Genomic DNA, 16,820 nt, shown 5'->3' on the forward strand with positions numbered 1-16,820 from the left:
ACTGCGACAACATGTCGCAGGTAATCCGCGCGTAAATAGCGCTTTATACGTGTCTGTGCATAGGTTGTGGCGATTTAAATCGGTTTAAATTGTACCCGTCAAAGCTCTGAATCACCCATAACTGACCAAAAGGTCTATAGGAGGACTAAATGGGAAAGTTGCAGCCAGGCGTCGTTTATGGCGACGATTATAAGAAACTGGTCGATGCGTGTCGTGAAGAGGGCTATGCCCTGCCGGCCGTAAATATTGTTGGCACCAACTCCCTGAATGCGGTCCTTGAGGCAGCAGCAAAAAACAAGTCTGACGTGATCATCCAGCTCTCCAACGGCGGCGCACAGTTCTTCGCTGGCCAGGGCATGGAAGATGACTTCAAGGCGCGCGTGCTTGGCGCAGTTTCCGCAGCGCAGCATGTTCACCTTCTTGCCAAGCATTATGGCGTGTGTGTCGTACTCCACACCGACCACGCCAACCGCAAGTTCCTGCCATGGCTGGAGGCGCTGGTAGATGAAGGTGAGGCCTATTACAAGCAGCATGGCAAACCGCTGTTCACATCCCACATGCTTGACCTTTCCGAAGAGAGCCTGGAAGAAAACCTGGCCGAAAGTGAACGTCTGCTCAAGCGTATGGCTCCGCTGGAAATGAGTCTGGAAATTGAACTGGGCTGCACCGGCGGGGAAGAAGACGGCGTTGGTTCCGATGAGGACATCGGCGCGGACAATCCAAAGCTTTACACTCAGCCCGAAGATGTGTTGCAGGCCTATGATCGCCTGTCACCGCTTGGCCATTTCTCTGTTGCTGCCTCGTTCGGCAACGTGCACGGCGTCTACAAGCCGGGCAATGTGAAGCTGCGTCCTGAAATCCTGCGTGAAAGCCAAAAGCTGGTTCAGGAAACACATTCGCTGGAGAAGAACCCGCTGCCGCTCGTGTTCCACGGCGGATCCGGTTCTGAAAAGGCCAAGATCACAGAAAGCCTGGGGTATGGCGTGTTCAAGATGAACATTGATACCGACACCCAGTTCGCTTTCTCTAAGCCGATCGGCGAATACGTTGAGGCAAATCCGAAGGCGTTCAAGTATCAGGTGGATCCGGAAGACGGCTCGCCCTACAAGAAGCTCTACGATCCGCGCAAAGTGCTGCGTGCCGGTGAGTTGGGCATTGTCGAGCGTCTGACCGAGGCCTTCAAGGACCTTGGAAGCACCGGCAAGTCACTGGCCTAATCGTGAAACAAAACGGAGGGTGGTCCGAAACCGGGCCACTCTCTTCTTTCATTCCCAGTAAGCTTGGGCAAGGTTGTGTGTGAGGCATCGGATACGTTGCGAGCACTTTGCCCTTGCAGTACGCTCCAGGCCTGCCTCCTGGAATTGCGGACCATTTGGAGACCGTTATGAAAGCACTTTTTATAGGCCAGTCCTACATCGACGTCACATTTATCGCCGACTCCATGCCGACCGGTGATGAGAAGACGATTGCGAATGATTACGCTGTCGCCTTCGGCGGTAACGCGGTGACGGCGGCCTTCGTATGCGCCAAGCTCGGCATCGCGCCGGATCTTTTGTGTTCCATGGCCGATGACTGGCTGGCACGTATGTTCCGCGATATGGCGGCGAAGTACCAGATCCCGATCCACAGCTGCAAGGTGGCTGAAAGCTCGCTGTCTTTCATCATGCCGAAGGACGGCAAGCGTGCGATCGTTCGTTGTCGTGACAACGATTTTCTGCACCCGTTCCCGAACCTGAATCTGGCCGGGTGCCGCGCATTGCACGTGGATGGGCACATTCCGGAAGCTGCACTGCATTATGCCAAGCAATGTCGCAAATACGGTATTCTGACCTCTCTGGACGGCGGTGCCGTGCGCGAGAACACGGAAGAGCTGTTGGGTTACATTGATGTGGCCGTTGTCTCTGAACTGTTCTGCGAACAGCTCGGCAAGTCCGTTGAAGAAACGCTGGAATACCTGCGCACGCGCGGTGTGAAGGTGGGAGCGGTTACTCTGGGCGAGCGCGGCATGCACTGGTTCGAGAACAACGGTCCGATCCGTCATCTGCCGTCCTTGAAGGTGCCCAAAGATCGCATCGTGGATACCAACGGTGCAGGTGATACCTTCCACGGCGCTTATGTTTATGCCTACCTCGCCAATCCGGAAGGCAAGTGGGAAGACCACTTCAAGCTGGCCCGTGCAGCATCTGCCCACGCAATCCAGCATCTGGGTAACGAGGCATCGCTGCCGACCCTGGCGGACATTGAAGATGTGAAGCAGGAGTTTCCGGCAGGGACCTGATCCTTCGTCTTCCGATCTTGAAAAAGCCGCCGCTTCGGCGGCTTTTTTATTGGCATTTCTTACCTTGGCTCTATTGGGAGGCATCTTACACTTGCGGCGAGTCGAGCAGCGGGCGCAGCAAAGGGTTGGGGAAGCGCCGCGATATGGTGACCGCGTAAAAGGTTTCGACAATGCCTGTGAGGTTCGCTGCCTCCATCAACCGGCCGGAGGCCAACTCGTCCTTCACAACAATGGGCGGCACAACGGCAAGCCCCACATTCTCGCGAGCCAAGAGCCGGATCATGGCCATGTCGTCCACCTCTGCGGCAATCTTTGGACGCACACCCAACCGATCCGCGAGGGCATCGAACCCCGCGCGCATCGTGCTGCCCAGCGGTGGCAAGATCACGGGGTGATCGCGCAGCAAGCCAGCAATGGAGAGCTTGCCTTCCACCCGTTCCGGCATGCCGATGAGGCTCGCCTCCTGCTGGGCGATCTTGTGGGTAATCCACGGTGTTGCGCCATCATGGGTCGGGGCGAGATTCACAAGGGCCACGTCAAGGTGCAGCGCTTCCAGCTCTTTCAACAAATCGGCAAAGCTGCCGGAGGACAGGATCACTTCAACATCAGGACGGGTGAGAACCGGGCGCAGGAAACCCACCTGAAAGTTGCGCGACAACGTCGCAAGCGCGCCCACACGCAGCACTTGCCGTGCGGTGCCGGTTTCTCGCAGTGTGCCCAGAAGCTCTTCGCCGGCACTGAAAATCGCATCTGCATGATCCAGAGCGATCCGGCCCGCTTCGGTCAGGCGCAATTGTTTTCCACGGCGTTCAAAGAGCTTGTGGCCAAGCTGTTGTTCCAGTTTCTGGATTTGAGTGGACAGCGCGGACTGCGAAACATTCAGGTTTTCTGCGGTGCGCGTCAGGTTGCCCTCGTGAGCAACCGCCCAGAAATAGCGTAGGTGATTGTAATTAAGTGCGGCCATTTTCATTCTCCAAAAAAGAACGATAACCGACATATAATGAATTTTTAAGATCGAACAATCGCTGCTATCTCCGAAACCAACAAAAACACGTCGGAGTAGTTAACCCATGTCGATTCTCAGTCTTGCCCCATTGGCTGCCCCGCTCGCGCTGATTGGCGCTGGGCTTGTGGCGCGGGGCCAGAAAGGCATCCGGCCCACCAAAGCGCTTGAAGTGTCTCGGTGGGCGACAGTCGCCGCCCTTGTCATTGCAGTCGCATCCGCACTTGTCCTTCCGTTCACTGGCAGCGCCACGTCGCCGCTTTTGGGTGCCATGGAAGTGGGCGTGTCGATCCGACTGGATGCCTTGAGCGTTATCATGATGGTGCTGGTGGCCTTTGTGGGCACCATCGTTGTTCAGTTCAGCCGGAATTACATGGACGGCGATCCGGAGCAGGGCCGCTTCATGGGGCAGCTCTGCATTACAGTGGCCTGTGTCATGCTGCTTGTTCTTTCTGGCAATCTTGTACAACTGGCAGTCAGCTGGATCATGACCAGCCTTGCCTTTGACCGGTTGCTGGTGTTCTACAAGGACCGGCCGAAGGCTCGGCTGGCCGCCCGCAAGAAGTTTATCGTGGCCCGCATCGGCGACATGTGCCTTATCGCAGCCGTGGTTCTGGTCGTCTCCGCCTTCGGTACCTCTGACATCGCACAGATCCTGAGTTCTGCAGATGGGTTGACCCGGGCGCCGGACGGCGTGACGCTCGCGACCTTCCTCTTTGTCGTCGCTGCCATTACCAAATCAGCCCAGTTTCCGACCCATGGTTGGCTTACGGAAGTGATGGAGACACCCACACCGGTTTCCGCCTTGCTCCATGCGGGTATCATCAACGCCGGTGGTTTTCTGATCGTCCGCATGGCCGACGTCATGGTTCTGTCGGGATCAGCTTTGCATGTGCTGGCCATGGTCGGCGGGTTCACGGCACTGTTTGGCGCCATCGTCATGCTCACTCAAACGAGTGTGAAAGTTTCACTGGCCTGGTCAACGGTCTCCCAGATGGGTTTCATGCTTCTTCAGTGCGGTCTTGGCCTGTTCCCGTTGGCAGTCCTGCATATCGTCACGCATTCGCTTTACAAGGCGCACGCCTTCCTGTCCTCGGGCAGTGTGGTGGAAATCGCTCGTGCCTCCTGGATCCCGGATGCCACCAAGCCGGATGCAGGCCGTCTGGCGCTGGGCCTTGTGATGGCCTTGGCTCTGTACGGTGTGATTGGCGCTTTGTTCGGCCTTTCGGTACAAACGCCGGTACAGGTGTTTGCGCTCGGCACGATCCTGGTTATGGGCTTGACCTTTCTGTTTGCGCAGGCATCCACCGGCAAAACCAGCCAGTACATTCTGGTGCGCATACTGGGCACCAGTGTGGTGGTGTCCGTGGCCTATTTTGCGCTTCACGGCTTGTCGGGTCTGGCGCTGGGACACATGTTGCCAGCTCCATTGCAGCCTGATCTCTGGGCCGTGGCCATCATGGTGCTGGCAGTGGTGTCCTTTGCTGTCGTCACCTTTCTGCAAATCTTCCAGCCTTCGAACGCGACCTCTTCTTTCTGGCGCGCGGCACGGGTTCATGCAGCCAACGGCTTTTATGCCAATACCTACTTTGATCGTTTCGTCGGAGCGTTGAACCGGCCTGCTGGCAGCTCGAATTAAGGAGAACATCATGAACGCCCCATTTTCTTTCAGTGAAAGCGGTGTCGCTCCCAAGGCCCCGGCGGATGCTGTCAAAGCGCTGGAAGCCGCTCATGCGGCCACCAACAAGATCGCACCGTTGTGGTCTTTGAAAACCTTTGTCGCGGTCAATCCCTATCTTGGCCTGAGCAGTCAGCGCTTTGAAGACGCAGCCCAAACCATGGCGCAGGTGGCCGGAGCGCGTATGACCATGCCGCGGGCTTTCTATCTGGAAGCGCTGGACAGTGGCCGTATCTCAAAGGCCGATCTGGCTGCCGCGCTTGAGGAGGGCGGCTATCACGGTTTACCGCAAGATGTTGAGAGCTTTTTGTCATTGGCCCGCGCTGAAAAGGCCCAGAACCTAGAAGTCTTGCCGACTGTAACAGACATTCTTGGCCATCAGTCGGACAAGGACTGGACTGGCTTGATGGTCGACAAGATCTCGGCGTATGCCGCGGACTTTTTTGACGAAGGTCAGGCGTCTTGGGTCAATGTCGCGCGTGAGGCCGGTTTGTATGCGGGCTGGAAAAAGACTGCCAGCGTTGACCGCAGTGTTGATATCGCTGGGCTCAGGGGTTTTCGCAAAGCCGTCAAGGCCATGCCCGACACTGCCGAAGACCTGATCGGGCATGCGGTCTCGCTGCTTGGGGTCAATGAGGAGGCGATTGATCTTTATTTCCATCGGCTGTTGATGTCCGTTGGAGGCTGGGCCGCCTATGCCCGCCAGAAGGTTTGGCAAGCCGAGCTTTATGACAGGAAAGATACATGCCTTCTGGAGTTCCTGGCTGTACGGCTCGCATGGGATCTGGCGCTATGGGACCTCGCGGATCACACACCTCGGTTTGTCGGTGCATGGAAACAAGCGCTGCAGGAACATGCGACACCGCGCCATCAGCAGGCAGTCAGCATTGCTTGCGTGTTTCAGGCTGCCTACGACAAGGCGTGGCAGCGGGACTTCATCGGTCGGTTCAAGGTTACACAGGTGAACAAGACACCCCCGCGCAAGGCTGTTCAGGCCGCATTCTGCATTGACGTTCGATCCGAAGTATATCGTCGCGCACTGGAAACCGCTTCTGCAGACATCGAAACCATTGGGTTCGCGGGCTTCTTCGGCTTTCCAATCGAGTACGTGCCGCTTGGGCAGCGCCACGGTGGTGCGCAGTGTCCGGTTTTGCTGCAACCCAAGTTTATTGTTTGTGAAAGCGTTGCCGGAGCAGACAAAAACGAGCAAACCGGCATTCTGGACCTGCGCGTGTTCCGCAGGCAGGCGGCCAAGGCATGGAAATCATTCAAGCTCGCTGCAGTCGCGTCCTTTGCCTTTGTGGAAACGATGGGATTGACCTATCTCGGCAAGCTGGCAACCGATGCTCTTGGTTGGTCGCGCCCGGTACCCGATCCGCTGGTTGATGGCATTGACAAGGATGTTCAGGCCCGCTTGACCCCTGACATCCAGTCCGGGGAACTGGCGGGGCGGGTCACCGGCTTCAACGACACCACGCGGGTGGATATGGCGGAGGCAGTGCTAACCGCCATGTCGTTGAAAACCAACTTCGCTCGTATCGTTCTTCTGGCGGGTCACGGCTCCACAACCGTCAACAATCCCCATGCCAGCGGGCTGGACTGTGGGGCTTGCGGTGGCCATACCGGCGAGGCCAACGCACGGGTTGCAGCAGCGATCCTGAACGATGCGCAGGTGCGTGCAGGACTCAAGCAGCGCGGTATCGAAATTCCGGAGGATACGCTTTTCCTCGGGGCCTTGCATGACACGACAACGGATGATGTGCAGGTTTACGGTGAGGAGGCTGTGCCGGCTTCTCATCAGGATGATCTGGCTCAGTTGAAGCGCAATCTGGCCGAAGCTGCCAGCATGGCTCGGGCAGAGCGCGCCGCGACCTTGAACATTCAAAGCGGCAAGTCCGTGGATGCGCAGGTAATTGCGCGGGCTTCTGACTGGGCTCAGGTGCGCCCCGAATGGGGACTGGCGGGTTGCGCGGCCTTTGTTGCAGCGCCGCGTGAGAGGACCGCTGCTTTGGATTTGGGCGGACGCTCCTTCCTGCATAGCTACAATTGGCAGGACGACAACAACTATGGTGTTCTGGAACTGATTATGACCGCGCCCATGATTGTGGCGAGCTGGATCAGCCTGCAGTACTACGGTTCCACGGTGGACAACAAGGTATTCGGCAGCGGGAACAAGGTGCTGCACAATGTTGTGGGCACCGTAGGTGTACTGGAAGGAAATGGCGGTGACCTGCGGCCCGGTTTGCCTGTGCAGTCGGTCCACGATGGCGAGAAGCTCATTCACGAGCCGCTACGGCTCAATGTGGTAATCGAAGCCCCGATCGAGGCCATGAATGGGGTCATCGAGAAGCATGAGGCGGTACACCAATTGGTCGACAACGGGTGGCTCAACCTGTTTGCACTGGACGAGAACGGCCAGATCAGTGCGCGCTACACCGGCAACCTGAATTGGGAAAATGTCGCCGGTAGCCCATTGTCTGAAGCTGCCTAAGCCCCCGCCGCGGTTCGCTCTTTTGGTACTGGATCCCGGATCGGCGCTGCGCTGGTCCGGGATGACCTCCAGTGGAGCTGAACGGGTCGTGGCGATGGTTCTGAAGAAGATACCCAGGAGACTTTCATAGCGGTGTGCGCTCGATTGAACCAGATCTCTTGAGACCCAAGAATCTATCCTCATCCCACAACTGTGAACCGGCCTCCAACCTACCACCGTCACCCCAGCCTCATCCTCTCATTGTCACCCCGGCCACCGAGCCGGGGTCCAGTCGGGGGGGCGACCCCATCCTCTTTGCCATACTGCTCTGGATGCCGGATCAAGCCCGGCATGACATCGGTGCAGAAGATGATGGTGCATCACTCGTGGTGTGCTGGATCCCGGATCGGCGCTGCGCTGGTCCGGGATGACCTCCAGTGGAGCTGAACGGGTCGTGGATCTCGATGGTTCCGAAGAAGATACTCAGGAGACTTTCATAGCGGTGTGCGCTCGATTGAACCAGATCTCTTGAGACCCAAGAATCTATCCTCATCCCACAACTGTGAACCGACCTCCAACCGACCGCTGTCACCGTCACCCCAGCCTCATCCTCTCATTGTCACCCCGGCCTCCGAGCCGGGGTCCAGAGTCGGGGGGCGACCCCATCCTCTTTGCCATACTGCTCTGGATGCCGGATCAAGCCCGGCATGACATCTGTGCAGAAGATGATGGTGCATCACTCGTGGTGTGCTGGATCCCGGATCGGCGCTGCGCTGGTCCGGGATGACCTCCAGTGGAGCTGAACGGGTCGTGGCGATGGTTCTGAAGAAAAAACCCAGGAGACTTTCATAGCGGTGTGCGCTCGATTGAACCAGATCTCTTGAGACCCAAGAATCTATCCTCATCCCACCACTATAATCGACCTTCAACCTACCGCTGTTACCTTAGCCTCCGGCCTACCGCCGTTGTCACCCCGGCCTCCGAGCCGGGGGTCCAGTCGGGCGTCGACCCCATCCTCTTTGCCATGCTGCTCTGGATGCCGGATCCTGTCCGGCATGACAAGAACGAGGAAGAGACGCGCTTTGTAAACTCCCGCAGGCAGCCTCGGACGTGGGAACACGTAGTGTCTTGACGAGGTTGTGTCGAAGTCGCAATTTTGACGATGAACCGGGACTTGTAGCGGGAAGGTGACGGACGGCATGAACCACGAAAAGGGCATGAGCGACGCGGAATGGGCGTTCTTCAAGTCTTTTGTTGCCGAAAGGCAGGCGCGACGGGGTCGGCCACCGCAAGATCACAGACGAGTGCTGGACGGCGTGTTCTGGGTGGCTCAAAATGATCGCAAGTGGCGTGACCTGCCTGCCCAGTATGGAAATTGGGGCTCGGTGCACCGCCAGTTCAAGCGCTGGTCGGAAGCTGGTTTGTGGCAGGATCTGGAAACGGCATTGAACGACACCCTGGCCTGCTGTGAGGGCAATTGCCCTGTAGACGCCCATGCCGTTGCCATTCCCTGTGATGTGCTGTCCGGTGAACGCGAGGCCATCAAGGCCAAAATCGCTTCTGCCCGAACCGTTGCACGGCGCCGGCGAGGTGTCGTGGCCTCTCACTGAGTTCCGATATTTTACGCAGCGATTTCAATTGTATGAATGCGTTTTCCTTCGACTAAAGACAGGTTGAGTGCTCTCGACAGCTCGGCCATTTCCTGCTGAACTGACCAGAACCAGAACATCAGGCAGTCACGGGTATTGGCTGGATTGGGAGGTCCAGTCTACGGTGATCTGCGTCATCAGGGGAGGACGGTGGCAATGGCCGGGCACGCACAGGCTGCGCCCTTCGGCGAGGGCTATGATTACGTGATTGTGGGCGCAGGGTCTGCGGGGTGTCTTCTGGCCAATCGGCTCAGCCAGAACCCGCGCAACAAGGTGCTTCTGTTGGAAGCAGGTGGTTCAGATCGGTACCATTGGATCCACATACCGGTCGGGTATTTGTATTGTATCGACAATCCACGAACCGATTGGCAGTTTCAGACCGTGAATGAGCCAGGACTGAACGGGCGCTCCCTGATCTATCCAAGAGGCAAGGTGTTGGGTGGCTGCTCGTCCATCAACGGCATGATCTACATGCGCGGCCAAGCGGCAGACTACGACGGCTGGCGGCAACAGGGAAACGACGGATGGGGATGGGAGGACGTTCTGCCCTATTTTACCCGTCATGAGGATCACGCTTTCCGAAATGGCAAATACCACGGACAGGGCGGGGAACTTAGGGTCGAGAAACAGCGTCTTCACTGGGATATTCTGGATGCCGTTCGCGAGGCCGCCGTGGAACGGGGCATTCCCAAGGCCGATGACGTGAATGATGGGTGCAATGAAGGCGCGGCCTATTTTGAAGTCACCCAACGCGGCGGTGTTCGCTGGAGTGCCGCAAGGGCGTTTCTTGATCCCGCCAGGTCCCGTGATAACCTCAAGATCCTCACAGGCGCTCACGTCGAACGGTTGGTGTTCAACGGCAAGCAGGCAACAGGAGTGGTGTTTCATCACAAGCACCAGCGGTATCAGGTGGACGCACACCGGGAGACCATCCTCAGCGCTGGGGCGATCGGCAGTCCGCAGATCCTCATGGTGTCAGGCATTGGCCCGCAAGCGGAGCTGAAACGCCATGGTATTGACGTCCAAAATCTGCTGCCCGGCGTAGGGCAGAATTTGCAAGATCACTTGCAGTTGCGCACCATCTTTCGAATAAAAGGGGCGCGAACGCTCAACGAAATGCAGGCAACCTGGTGGGGCAAGGCACGGATCGCTCTTGAGTATGCCTGCCGACGTTCCGGCCCGATGGCCATGGCACCCAGCCAACTGGGCATTTTTGCCCGATCTCACGACCGCTACGCCACACCGAATATTGAGTATCACGTCCAGCCGTTGTCTTTGGACAAGTTTGGGGATGCGCTTCATGCCTTCCCGGCGATCACGGTATCGGTGTGCAATCTGCGCCCTCAAAGCCGTGGCGTTGTAAGGCTGACCTCGGCAGATACCACTTCCAAGCCGGAGATTCAGCCCAATTACTTGACTGCACAAGAGGATCAGCAAGTGGCCGTGGAGTCACTGCGCCATGCCCGCCGCTTGATGCAAACAGCCCGCATGCAGTGCTTCCACCCGCAAGAAATCAAGCCGGGTGCTCTGCTGCAAACCGAAGACGAACTGCTTCACGCGGCCGGTGATGTGGGAACGACCATTTTCCATCCAGTGGGTACGGCGAAGATGGGGCACGACCCCATGGCTGTTGTCTGCCCCAAATTGAAGGTTCACGGCGTGCATGGCTTGCGCGTCGTGGATGCGTCAATAATGCCCACCATTGTGTCGGGGAATACTCATGCCCCGGTCACGATGATCGCTGAAAAAGCCGCTGAGCTGATTCTTCAGGACGCCGGATAGGTGCCCCCTCAGGCTGCGCCGGCCACGGTTGGGGTGCGCATGGGATCTGCCCACGCATTGTTTGGCTTTTCAAGCGGTTGGTAGGTGATGCCGATTGTGTCACACAGCACACGCCACGAGGTATCAAGCTGCTCGTAGGAGCGAAACAGGCTGGCGTTTACAATCATGCCTTCCAGAGCCATTTGCAGATAACTTGCCATCGGCTCCACATCTTCGCGCCCCATGTCGCGCAAGATGTCGGCGATGACGTTGGCGATCCATTGCTTGTGACCCTGCGCCACCTCACGTAAAGGATCGCTGGCGTGAAATTCGCCCATTGCCTTTACAAACATGCAGCCGAAAAAATCAGGCGAAAAGAACCATTGCAGATGCCAGTTGAAAATTGCTCGCAGCCGTTGCTCCGGATCATCAATACCTTCAAGCGCAGAGGTGATCCCGTGACTGAACTTCTGATGCCGGTAGTTCAATACCGCTTCCACCAGATAATCCTTCGTCTTGAAGTGCTTGTAGATTGTCATCTTCGAGACATTGGCTTCGTCGCGGATAAGGTCCACCCCAACGGCAGTGTAGCCATACTCGTTGAAAAGACGCGTCGCAGCTTCAAGAATGTCTTCTTTTTTTGTCATTTGCCACTCCCTAAACCCACACCTTCCTTACACTGACGGCTTGCAAAAACCAACCCGTTTCAATATAGACAGACCGGTCTGTACACTTATGAGGGTTATTGTATGTTGAACAAGTTAAAGGGAACCGGCACGGCGCCAGCTCGTCCGTCATGGATTCAGATCATGAACGGACTTATCGGTGGCACACTGGGAATAGGTGTTGTGGCCTACATGGCGGATGCTGCTGATCTGCCGCTGTTGATGGCACCATTTGGCGCCACCTGTGTTTTGTTGTTTGCCGCCCCTCAAGCGCCTTTGGCACAACCACGCAGTGTGATCGCAGGACATGTTATCGCCGCAGCGGTGGGGTTGGTCATCATGCATTTGTTTGGGCCGGGCCTGATGCAAATGGCTGTGGGGGTTGGAGTGGCTATTGCGGCAATGCAGGCCTGTCATGCCGTGCATGCACCCGCCGGCGCAAACCCGCTGGTGATCCTGATGGGCGGGGTCACGGATTGGAGTTTCCTGATAACGCCTGTTCTTTTGGGCGCGGTTACGTTGGTGCTGATTGCGTTGGTGGTCAACAATGTGGGCCGCGGGCGCGCGTGGCCTGTTTACTGGTATTGAGGCACATAAACAGCATGACCCCGCTGGGCGGTTTTGAGTACCGGCGGGGGAGCGTGCGATTGGTTCTTCAGGCTCGCCGACGAAAACGAGAAGTCGCCTCTGGATATAAACTATGACGTGTGGTTATCTGGCCGCAGGGAGATCCGATCATGAAACAGCCAGAATTCAAAACCGTCCGCGCTCTGTCTCTTGTCGGGTGCGCTGAGCCGATCAAGTTGTCTGAAGGTGACGTGGAAGGGGTTGGCCGCGCCTGGCAGCGGTTGTTTGCCGAACCTTGCTTGAACGAAGCAAGCCGTCTTGAACCCTCTGTGTTTTGGGGAGCGACTTATGGGTTCGATCAGGACCAGCAAACCTTTTTCGCCGGGCAGGAAGGAACTGGCAGATCCGACGGGCAAGAAGCAAATGATAGGTTGGCTCGGCTGGAAACCACAGAGCGACTCTATGCGGTATTTGAACACCGCGGTCACCCTCACCAACTGGGCCGAACACACGGGCAGGCCTACGATTGGATTGTGGCCAGCGATGGGTACACGTTCGATGCGCCATTTACGCTGGAACGCTATGACGAGCGCTGCAATCCGGAAGACCCGGAAGGCTACGTGATAGATCTTTACTATCCGGTGCGCCCGCTCTCGTGAGAGCAGGCCGGTTGAAGGCCTGTGGGACCAGACTTTCCTCAGCCTTCGAAAGGCAGCCCCACATATTCATAGGCCAGTGCCTGTTGCATGGGTTCGTGGCTCAACAGCATGTCATAAGTGTTGGCCTGCAGCCGCCGGGTGAAGGGATCTTCATTCGGAAAGGCGTGTAACAACTGGGTCATGCGCCATGAGAAGTTCTCAGCGCTCCATACCCTGCGCAGAGCCGTTTTCGAATAGCGCGACAAGTGCGCGTCGTTGCGCCGGTTGAAATACTCGATCATGCCTCTTGAGAGATAATAGACATCGGAAAACGCCAGATTAAGGCCTTTAGCTCCGGTGGGCGGGACGATATGCGCCGCATCCCCCGCCAGATATAACCGCCCGTATTGCATGGGCTCGGCAACAAAACTGCGAAGCGGTGCAATGGACTTTTCAATGGATGGACCCGTCGTGATTTTTGCTGAGACATCTGCAGGCATACGACGCAACAGGGCTTCCCAGAACCGATCATCAGACCAGTTTTCAACCGCGTCATTGATATCACACTGGACATAATAACGGCTCAGCATGGGGTTGCGCTGGGAGGCGAGGGCAAAGCCCTCCTCATGATAGGCGTAGACAAGGTCCTTCAACGGTGGGACTTCGGCCATGATGCCCAGCCAGCCGAACGGATAGGCCCGTTCAAACGTGCGTAGAACGTCCGTGGGTATTGATTGCCGACTGACCCCGTGGAAGCCATCGCACCCGGCCACCAGTGTGCATGTCACCTCGAAGGTTTGCCCGTCCTTGGTGTAGGTCACGCGCGGTGCGTCACTCGTCAGGTCATGCAGGGTCACATCCCGCGCTTCGTTGATCACGTGGCCACCATCACGTTCCCGCGCCGCATACAGGTCTTCAGTAATGGCGGTCTGGCCGTAGGCCATCATCTGTTGGCCGGTCCATTTGGCTGTATCGATATAAAGGCCTTCCTTGCCTTGCCAAGCAATGGCGCCGCCGTTTTTCGGCAGGCCTTCACGGTCCATTCGCTCGCCAAGGCCAACGTCGCGCAGCAGCTTGATCGTTCCTGCCTCGAGGAAACCGGCCCGTATGCGTGCCAGAACATAGTCCTTGGATTGCCGTTCCAGCACAATGCTGTCAATGCCGTTCTGCTGAAGGATATGAGATAACAAAAGGCCTGCCGGACCTCCGCCGATAATGGCTACCTGCGTATGTTGCCGGTGTGCGCTCACGTTTTGTCCTCCCCGAAATTCCAATGGCTGCCCGGTGGTAGGCCGCCGTGCAGGCACCCCGGCGTTGCGGAAAACGAAAGGGTACATCACAGGAAAATTACATAGTAAAACCAAAATGAATAATCAAAATAATGCGGGTTATGATGCCTTTTTCGCTATGAGATTGGTAGGCGTCATTCTCTGGAAGATCGCTGAACGATCCCTGGGCATGGTCGGTGATTGATACCAGTTTGCGTATCAAAAGGCCCCTTAATATCATTTTTCAATTTCAAAACTGCATGCAATTCTCGCCGCTAAGGAGGACGCATGGAGTTCGTAAACCTCAACCATGTTGTTTTGCACTATGCTTTGAAAAAGGGGCGCAGTGTCGAGCCTGCCCTTGTGTTCATAAACTCGCTGGGCAGTGATTTGCGGATTTGGCAAGGCGTAGAAGCCCATTTGGGACAGGAGCACACGCTGTTGTTCTATGACAAGCGCGGGCATGGGCTCTCGGATGTGGGGGATCAGGCCTACAGTATTGATCGGCACGCGGATGATCTGATTGCGCTTCTGGACTACTGCAAGCTCCGGAAGGTCGTGCTCTTTGGTCTTTCCGTGGGTGGTCTTGTTGCACTGGCTGTCTATGCCAAGCGACCGGAGCTCGTCGCAGGCCTTGTTCTGAGTGATACCGCAGCGCAAATCGGTACCCCGCAAATGTGGCAGGAGCGCATAGATACCATTCGACGCGACGGGATTGCCGCGCTTGCCGATCCCATCTTGCAGCGATGGTTTTCTTCAGGTTTTCGGGCCCATCAGGCGGACAGGCTTGCTGGTTATCGCAATATGCTGGTGCGTACACCACGCAAGGGATACGTGGGCACCTGTGAGGCCATTCGGGACGCGGATTACACGGCGATTGCCAGAACAGTTGCAGTGCCGACCTTGTGCCTTTGTGGTGATGAAGACGGCTCAACGCCCCCGGAAGTGGTCATGAACCTGCAGCAGACAATTCCCGGCGCCTCGTTCGAGATGGTCGAGTACGCAGGGCATTTGCCATGTGTGGAGCAGCCGTCTGTTGTTGCAGGGTTTCTGAATGAATTCACCATGCGCCTAACGCCGCGAGGTTCGGATAACGATGACAAATAGCGCAAACAGATATGCTCAGGGCATGAGAACCCGACGTCAGGTGCTGGGGGACGCACATGTCGACCGAGTGGAGGCGGCAAAGGATGCGTTTGATGCACCCTTTCAGGACATGATTACCGAAGCGGCCTGGGGCCATCTATGGTCCCGCCCTGAATGGCCGGCCAGAGACCGCTCCATTGTGACAATTGCGCTTCTGGCAGCTCTGGGGCACCAAGAAGAACTGGCCATGCATATTCGTGCCGCTCGAAACACGGGTGCCACGCGAAGCGACATTCGCGAGGCCCTGCTGCATACGGCGATTTATGCCGGTGTGCCAGCGGCCAATACCGCTATCAAAACGGCCAAGCAGGTATTTGACGAGCTTGATGGGGAGGAAGCACGGCAATGACACAGCATGATGGGGCATATTTCCCGCGAGACCGAAACTGGCATCCCAAACTATTAACGCCGGACTACAAGACAAGCGTTTTGCGTTCGCCGCAAAAGCCATTGATTTCTTTCGGTAATAGTCTGAGTGAGACCACCGGGCCGGTGTTTGGCCATAACGATTTGGGAGAGCTCGATAGTGACCTGATCCAGAACTACGCCAGGTCCGGCGAAAGTGCTTTGGGAGAACGTATCATCGTTCACGGTCGCGTGCTGGACGAAAGCGGGCGTCCGGTGCCGCAGGTCTTGATTGAGGTCTGGCAAGCCAATGCCGGTGGGCGGTATCGACACAAGAAAGATGGCTATCTGGCACCGCTTGATCCCAACTTCGGCGGCTGCGGACGCGCTTTGTCCGATGACAATGGCTACTATGCCTTCCGCACAATCAAGCCGGGCCCATATCCGTGGCCCAACGGCGTGAACGACTGGCGTCCGGCCCACATTCATTTCTCGTTGTTTGGAAGCGGCTTTGCGCAGCGGCTGATCACGCAAATGTATTTTGAAGGGGACCCGCATATCGCCCTGTGTCCCATCGTCAACACGATCAAGGATCCGCAGGCCATCGATATGCTGACCGCCAAGCTGGATATGAACAACACCATCCCCATGAACGCGCGGGCTTATCGGTTTGATCTTGTGTTGCGAGGACGGCGCTCAACCCTGTTCGAAAACCGGTTGGAGGGCAATTGATCATGACCAAACTGGCGTATCTGAAAGAAAGCCCGTCGCAAACGGCCGGTCCTTACGTCCACATTGGCTGCACGCCAAATGTTATTGGAAATGATGGGATTTATCCGCAAGATCTGGGCGCGGCCATGATCACCGGGCCGGCAAAGGGTGAACAGATCACCTTCGCCGGTCGCATTTTCGATGGGACGGGAACGGTCCTGCGGGATGCCATGGTGGAAATTTGGCAGGCCGATGCACAAGGGATCTACAACAGCCCAGCGGAAACGCGGGGTGCCGCCGATCCGAACTTCACGGGCTTCGGACGTCAGGCCGTAGACATGGAGTCTGGTGCTTTCACCTTCGAAACATTAAAGCCTGGTCGCGTGCCATTTCCTGACGGACGGTTGCAGGCCCCGCATATCAATATCTGGATTGTGGCCCGTGGCATCAATCTGGGTCTGAACACGCGCGCCTACTTTTCGGATGAAGAAACAGCCAATGCGGATGATCCAGTGCTTGCCCGGATCGAACACAAGCACCGTATCCAGACTCTGATTGCCCAGAAAGAGCGCAATACCTACACCCTGGACATCTATCTGCAGGGCGAGCGCGAGACGGTCTTCTTCGACATTTGATGGAAT

At 56.9% G+C, this 16,820-nt stretch carries 15 protein-coding genes; 12 read left to right on the forward strand and 3 right to left on the reverse strand.

Features of this window, described 5'->3' with window-relative positions:
• The first annotated feature begins 149 nt into the window (after nucleotides 1–149).
• Both fbaA and G512_RS0118840 read left to right on the forward strand, forming a co-directional pair.
• On the forward strand, nucleotides 150–1,217 hold the full coding sequence (fbaA, locus tag G512_RS0118835) for a class II fructose-bisphosphate aldolase (protein WP_028483048.1): 1,068 nt from the start codon (nucleotides 150–152) through the stop codon (nucleotides 1,215–1,217).
• A 167-nt stretch (nucleotides 1,218–1,384) separates the two neighbouring features.
• Nucleotides 1,385–2,278: a sugar kinase gene (locus G512_RS0118840; protein ID WP_028483049.1), complete on the forward strand. Its 894-nt coding sequence runs from the start codon at nucleotides 1,385–1,387 to the stop codon at nucleotides 2,276–2,278.
• Between the two features lie 85 nt (nucleotides 2,279–2,363).
• On the opposite strand, the gene G512_RS0118845 is transcribed toward G512_RS0118840, so the two are convergent.
• Nucleotides 2,364–3,242, reverse strand: coding sequence for a LysR family transcriptional regulator (locus G512_RS0118845; protein ID WP_102867391.1), 879 nt, complete (start codon nucleotides 3,240–3,242; stop codon nucleotides 2,364–2,366).
• 106 nt (nucleotides 3,243–3,348) lie between these two features.
• Between G512_RS0118845 and G512_RS0118850 the strand changes: the two genes are divergently transcribed.
• The 4 genes from G512_RS0118850 (at nucleotide 3,349) to G512_RS0118870 (ending at nucleotide 10,860) form a co-directional block, all read left to right on the forward strand.
• Nucleotides 3,349–4,920, forward strand: coding sequence for an NADH-quinone oxidoreductase subunit L (locus tag G512_RS0118850; protein ID WP_028483051.1), 1,572 nt, complete (start codon nucleotides 3,349–3,351; stop codon nucleotides 4,918–4,920).
• Nucleotides 4,921–4,930: 10 nt separating this feature from the next.
• Nucleotides 4,931–7,450: a YbcC family protein gene (locus tag G512_RS21880; RefSeq protein ID WP_051269689.1), complete on the forward strand. Its 2,520-nt coding sequence runs from the start codon at nucleotides 4,931–4,933 to the stop codon at nucleotides 7,448–7,450.
• 1,178 nt (nucleotides 7,451–8,628) lie between these two features.
• Nucleotides 8,629–9,039 (forward strand): transposase, encoded by a 411-nt coding sequence (locus G512_RS0118865; protein WP_051269692.1) that lies wholly within the window; start codon nucleotides 8,629–8,631, stop codon nucleotides 9,037–9,039.
• Between the two features lie 195 nt (nucleotides 9,040–9,234).
• The gene (locus tag G512_RS0118870; protein WP_028483054.1) at nucleotides 9,235–10,860 is read left to right on the forward strand and encodes a GMC family oxidoreductase; all 1,626 of its coding nucleotides are present in this window, start codon (nucleotides 9,235–9,237) and stop codon (nucleotides 10,858–10,860) included.
• 8 nt (nucleotides 10,861–10,868) lie between these two features.
• On the opposite strand, the gene G512_RS21885 is transcribed toward G512_RS0118870, so the two are convergent.
• The gene (locus tag G512_RS21885) at nucleotides 10,869–11,486 is read right to left on the reverse strand and encodes a TetR/AcrR family transcriptional regulator (protein ID WP_051269695.1); all 618 of its coding nucleotides are present in this window, start codon (nucleotides 11,484–11,486) and stop codon (nucleotides 10,869–10,871) included.
• A gap of 102 nt (nucleotides 11,487–11,588) precedes the next feature.
• Between G512_RS21885 and G512_RS0118880 the strand changes: the two genes are divergently transcribed.
• Both G512_RS0118880 and G512_RS0118885 read left to right on the forward strand, forming a co-directional pair.
• Nucleotides 11,589–12,092 carry an HPP family protein gene (locus G512_RS0118880; RefSeq protein ID WP_028483055.1) on the forward strand — a complete coding sequence of 168 codons (504 nt, stop codon included), beginning with the start codon at nucleotides 11,589–11,591 and terminating at the stop codon, nucleotides 12,090–12,092.
• Between the two features lie 149 nt (nucleotides 12,093–12,241).
• Entirely contained in the window at nucleotides 12,242–12,730 is a 489-nt protein-coding gene (locus G512_RS0118885) for a GyrI-like domain-containing protein (RefSeq protein ID WP_143181320.1), read from the forward strand.
• Between the two features lie 38 nt (nucleotides 12,731–12,768).
• On the opposite strand, the gene pobA is transcribed toward G512_RS0118885, so the two are convergent.
• Nucleotides 12,769–13,959, reverse strand: coding sequence for a 4-hydroxybenzoate 3-monooxygenase (pobA, locus tag G512_RS0118890; RefSeq protein ID WP_028483057.1), 1,191 nt, complete (start codon nucleotides 13,957–13,959; stop codon nucleotides 12,769–12,771).
• A gap of 306 nt (nucleotides 13,960–14,265) precedes the next feature.
• Between pobA and pcaD the strand changes: the two genes are divergently transcribed.
• From pcaD to pcaG, 4 genes are read left to right on the forward strand one after another with little or no spacing between them, the layout of a single operon-like run.
• Nucleotides 14,266–15,084: a 3-oxoadipate enol-lactonase gene (gene pcaD / locus G512_RS0118900; protein WP_028483058.1), complete on the forward strand. Its 819-nt coding sequence runs from the start codon at nucleotides 14,266–14,268 to the stop codon at nucleotides 15,082–15,084.
• Nucleotides 15,074–15,472, forward strand: a complete 399-nt coding sequence (gene pcaC, locus G512_RS22890; protein WP_028483059.1) for a 4-carboxymuconolactone decarboxylase — start codon at nucleotides 15,074–15,076, stop codon at nucleotides 15,470–15,472. Before pcaD ends, pcaC begins: the two co-directional genes overlap by 11 nt.
• A complete protein-coding gene (pcaH, locus tag G512_RS0118910; RefSeq protein ID WP_028483060.1) occupies nucleotides 15,469–16,200 on the forward strand; it encodes a protocatechuate 3,4-dioxygenase subunit beta in 732 nt (243 codons plus the stop codon). Before pcaC ends, pcaH begins: the two co-directional genes overlap by 4 nt.
• Before the next feature lie 2 nt (nucleotides 16,201–16,202).
• Nucleotides 16,203–16,814 (forward strand): protocatechuate 3,4-dioxygenase subunit alpha, encoded by a 612-nt coding sequence (pcaG, locus tag G512_RS0118915; RefSeq protein ID WP_081657575.1) that lies wholly within the window; start codon nucleotides 16,203–16,205, stop codon nucleotides 16,812–16,814.
• Nucleotides 16,815–16,820 lie beyond the last annotated feature (6 nt).

It is taken from the genome of Pseudovibrio exalbescens DSM 16456, assembly GCF_000422785.1.
Lineage (GTDB): Bacteria > Pseudomonadota > Alphaproteobacteria > Rhizobiales > Stappiaceae > Pseudovibrio > Pseudovibrio exalbescens.

Coding starts and splice junctions, on each gene's coding strand:
- fbaA (WP_028483048.1), top strand. CDS start 150: ATGGGAAAGTTGCAGCCAGGCGTCGTTTATGGCGACGATTATAAGAAA.
- G512_RS0118840 (WP_028483049.1), top strand. CDS start 1,385: ATGAAAGCACTTTTTATAGGCCAGTCCTACATCGACGTCACATTTATC.
- G512_RS0118845 (WP_102867391.1), bottom strand. CDS start 3,242: ATGGCCGCACTTAATTACAATCACCTACGCTATTTCTGGGCGGTTGCT.
- G512_RS0118850 (WP_028483051.1), top strand. CDS start 3,349: ATGTCGATTCTCAGTCTTGCCCCATTGGCTGCCCCGCTCGCGCTGATT.
- G512_RS21880 (WP_051269689.1), top strand. CDS start 4,931: ATGAACGCCCCATTTTCTTTCAGTGAAAGCGGTGTCGCTCCCAAGGCC.
- G512_RS0118865 (WP_051269692.1), top strand. CDS start 8,629: ATGAACCACGAAAAGGGCATGAGCGACGCGGAATGGGCGTTCTTCAAG.
- G512_RS0118870 (WP_028483054.1), top strand. CDS start 9,235: ATGGCCGGGCACGCACAGGCTGCGCCCTTCGGCGAGGGCTATGATTAC.
- G512_RS21885 (WP_051269695.1), bottom strand. CDS start 11,486: ATGACAAAAAAAGAAGACATTCTTGAAGCTGCGACGCGTCTTTTCAAC.
- G512_RS0118880 (WP_028483055.1), top strand. CDS start 11,589: ATGTTGAACAAGTTAAAGGGAACCGGCACGGCGCCAGCTCGTCCGTCA.
- G512_RS0118885 (WP_143181320.1), top strand. CDS start 12,242: ATGAAACAGCCAGAATTCAAAACCGTCCGCGCTCTGTCTCTTGTCGGG.
- pcaD (WP_028483058.1), top strand. CDS start 14,266: ATGGAGTTCGTAAACCTCAACCATGTTGTTTTGCACTATGCTTTGAAA.
- pcaC (WP_028483059.1), top strand. CDS start 15,074: ATGACAAATAGCGCAAACAGATATGCTCAGGGCATGAGAACCCGACGT.
- pcaH (WP_028483060.1), top strand. CDS start 15,469: ATGACACAGCATGATGGGGCATATTTCCCGCGAGACCGAAACTGGCAT.
- pcaG (WP_081657575.1), top strand. CDS start 16,203: ATGACCAAACTGGCGTATCTGAAAGAAAGCCCGTCGCAAACGGCCGGT.